The sequence below is a fragment of the Bacteroidota bacterium genome (genome assembly GCA_030706565.1).
Classification (GTDB): domain Bacteria; phylum Bacteroidota; class Bacteroidia; order Bacteroidales; family JAUZOH01; genus JAUZOH01.
In genome coordinates this window covers 1-3375 of record JAUZOH010000400.1, presented here as the reverse complement: position 1 = coordinate 3375, position 3375 = coordinate 1, and the positions used below count along the sequence as shown (strand labels likewise).

The following is a 3375-nucleotide window of genomic DNA, read 5'->3' as shown; positions in this document are numbered from 1 at the left end:
GCATGTCATACACATTCGTATCCGGCTCCTCCGTCTCCGGCATACTAACCGGATAATCCCAAAACTTGAAGTTATCCACTCCATTGGGGCTTTCGGCCACCGCAAAAAAAGATTTGCGGTCTACACCTTCCACCCTGGCTACCAGCAAGTATTTCCCCTCCAGTTTTATCGCTCCCGCATTAAACGCTGCATTGATCCCAAACCGCTCCATCAGAAAGGGATTGGTCTGCGGATTCAGGTCATAGCGCCAGAATAATGGGGTATGATAATTGGAAAGAATTGGGTAAACATATTTGCAATAAATACCATTACCCAAAGTTTGTTTTATATTTTTTCGAATTATTAAATTTTTATATGATTTTTCCAATTCTTGGAGTCTTTTCTTAAACTCGCTATCCATCTTTTCTATTTTTTATAACTTATCCTAATTATACAAGAAAGGCCAATTGTATTTCTTGTGACGACAAATATAATTTCACATCATAGGATAACTGTAATACTATTTTATCATTTTATAAAATGGAATTGTTGAATTGATAAAAGACTCAAGCCTCGAAATCTAGTCCAAGCGAATACTGAATTTTAATCGGCAAAAACCCAAAAATATTATCATAAAGCATTCGTCTATAATGCTGTTTTATAATATATTACACCGAGTCTTAAAAGGAAATATTTTGGAGATAAATGCAATAGTCCATAAATGAAGATTGGAGAGTTATAATTTTATGGACTATTGCATTAAAATGGAGGTATTGTTCAAATATGATAAGATTACCGGATCTTCTTTGATTATAAAATTTTCGACCTGTCAAATAATTGCTAAAAAAAGAAGCCTATATTTTTCACCAGAAATAAATATAAAACCCAATACAAAAGGCCACTACAACAAGTGAGGTCAACACATCCCATTTACTCCAGCTGTTTTTGGTTTCCGCCCTTTGTTCCGGAGTTTGCGAGAAATAAGTGAGCCCCTTCAGCTGCTCTTCACCGGCTCTTTTTGTAAACATACTGATTACAGCCATAATAGCCATAGTGAGGAAAAACAGGATAATACAAAAATGTATCCAGTTTAAATCGAGTATTTTGAATAGTCCGTATCTCAGGGCAGGATCAGTAATCAATTTTTGAGTTGCAGCATTATAATGTGTTCCCGGATCAAAAATCATTAAGCCTAAGCGAAACATTCCTATCAAAAAACCAATAAGTAATCCCCATTGGCCGGCCTTAGGCGTGATTTTACGGTTAAATACGCCCATAAGGAACACGGCAGCAATGGCCGGGGCAATCAATGACTGCACTTTCTGAAGATATTCATAAAGCACACTGCCTAAGGTTTTCATGATGGGAATCCATATCAGTCCCAAAAGCACTACGGTAACGGTTGCAACCCGTCCGATCCAAACCAGGCGGTGCTCGCTGGCAGTGGGATGATAGTTTTTATAAAAGTCGATGGTGAAAAGCGTGGCCGAAGAATTAAAATGTGCAGCCAGTGATGTCATTAAAGCAGCAATAAAACCAACGACTACAATTCCTTTAATGCCCATGGGCAAAAGATAACCGACAAGGCTTCCATAGGCTTCGTTATTATCACTGAAAAGTAAAATACCTTTTGCCCTTAAAGCAGCAGCAATCATACCCGGAATCAAAAACATAAATACCGGCAAAATCTTAAGAAAACCGGCAAAAATAGTTCCTTTGCGTGCATTATTGAGATTTTTTGAAGCAAGTGCCCGTTGAACAATATGCTGGTCGGTGCACCAATACCAGAAACCGATAATTGAAGCTCCGAAAAATACACTAACACCGGGGAAATTATCATATAAAGGATCACCCTTAGGATGAATCAAATGTATATTATTCCCAGCAAATTTTACGACTGCCTGCCATCCGTCAAGCAAGCACCCGCCTCCCGCTTTAAGAAGTCCCAGAATAAGAATGGTAATTGCGCCTGCAATAAGGATGGGTGCCTGAACTACAGAAATGGTCATAATACCTTTCATTCCCCCAAGTACAGTAAATATCCCTGTAAGAAGCACAAGTCCAATTGCTCCGTACCAAAAATCAATGCCCATCACCGACTGAAGGAAAATTCCGCCGGTGAAAGCCGTGACAGAAACCTTGGTCAATACATAACTAATCAGGGTAATGACCGAAAGGGTAGAGCTTGTACTTTTATTGAAACGTAATTTAAGGAACTCCGGCATGGTAAATACCCGGCTATGGGCATAAAAGGGAACAAACACCCAGCCGAGAATCAGTATCATCCAGCCCTGCATTTCCCAGTGGGCCATCGCCATACCGCTTTCAGCCCCCGCTCCGGCCAAACCAACAAGGTGCTCGGAGCCTATATTTGCTGCAAAAATTGCAGCGCCCACTGCCAGCCAGGTTTCGCTTCTACCTGAAAGGAAATAGTCACTCGTATCGTCTTTTTTGCGTTTTAATACCCAAAATACAATGCCCATGAGGCAAACAAAAAATATTAAAAGAATAATCCAATCCAGAGCTGCCATAATTTTAAATTATTAGTTATTAATTTATTATGAATCTGCAATAGAAAACTGGATAACTGGTGGAAGAACTATACGATTATAAACTCAGTTCATAAATAATTAATTACTTTTTAAAGGGCATATGCAACTCCTGCTTGCTTTCTTCATTTGTGGTTTATCCGCAAACATGTTCCATATTTATTCGGGAATATAATTTATGAACAGGTTTATTTTTAATATTAAACTTAAATTTAATATTTTTTTATCTCATACGTAGATAATTTATTTACTAAAACTATAAGAATCCATCAGCAGACGGACTCCCCGAAAAAATTCCATGAATTATAATGGTTATGTCCCTAATGGGACAAAATATGGGCAATAAAGACCAACCATGAGTCACTGTAAGTCGTCAGTTGGCAGATCATGCAAGATGAACCATGCTGCCTGATTTTAAGCCAGGATAGTGGAGAAACTCTTCTGAATTTTGAACCGGATTTCAATATTGGATTTCGCCACTACTTGTCTTCTATAGCATTTATTGTTATTTATTAAAGTTTCGCAAGTAAATATCTCCCTGAACGGAATAAAAATTAACAACTGAGATTTATTGTTCATCATGTCACATAGAAATATTGAGAAATATTCCTCTGTGTCTTCTCTGTGCACCTCTGTGTTATTGTATCGATTTATTACACAGAGTGCCACAAAGAAATCTGTTATAACCCCTTTATACTACTTGCGAAACTTAAATTAATTATTTATTAATTAACCCATAAACTACCTTTTTGTCTTATATCTGCAGATGAGCTCCCCACCATTATTTTGAATTCTCCAGGCTCTACTACCCTTTTCATCTCCCGGTTCCACAAGGATAATTGGTCTG

The 3375-nt window shown here is 37.9% G+C and carries 2 protein-coding genes; both read right to left on the bottom strand.

Annotation, left to right across the window (positions count from 1 at the left end):
- The coding region (locus Q8907_14700; protein MDP4275521.1) for a glycosidase at positions 1-400 on the bottom strand (400 nt) is incomplete at its 3' end.
- Positions 401-842: 442 nt separating this feature from the next.
- The gene (locus tag Q8907_14695) at positions 843-2510 is read right to left on the bottom strand and encodes a sodium:solute symporter (GenBank protein ID MDP4275520.1); all 1668 of its coding nucleotides are present in this window, start codon (positions 2508-2510) and stop codon (positions 843-845) included.
- Positions 2511-3375 lie beyond the last annotated feature (865 nt).

Excerpts from the sequence above, each read along its gene's own strand:
- Q8907_14695 (MDP4275520.1), bottom strand. The coding sequence starts at position 2,510 with ATGGCAGCTCTGGATTGGATTATTCTTTTAATATTTTTTGTTTGCCTC.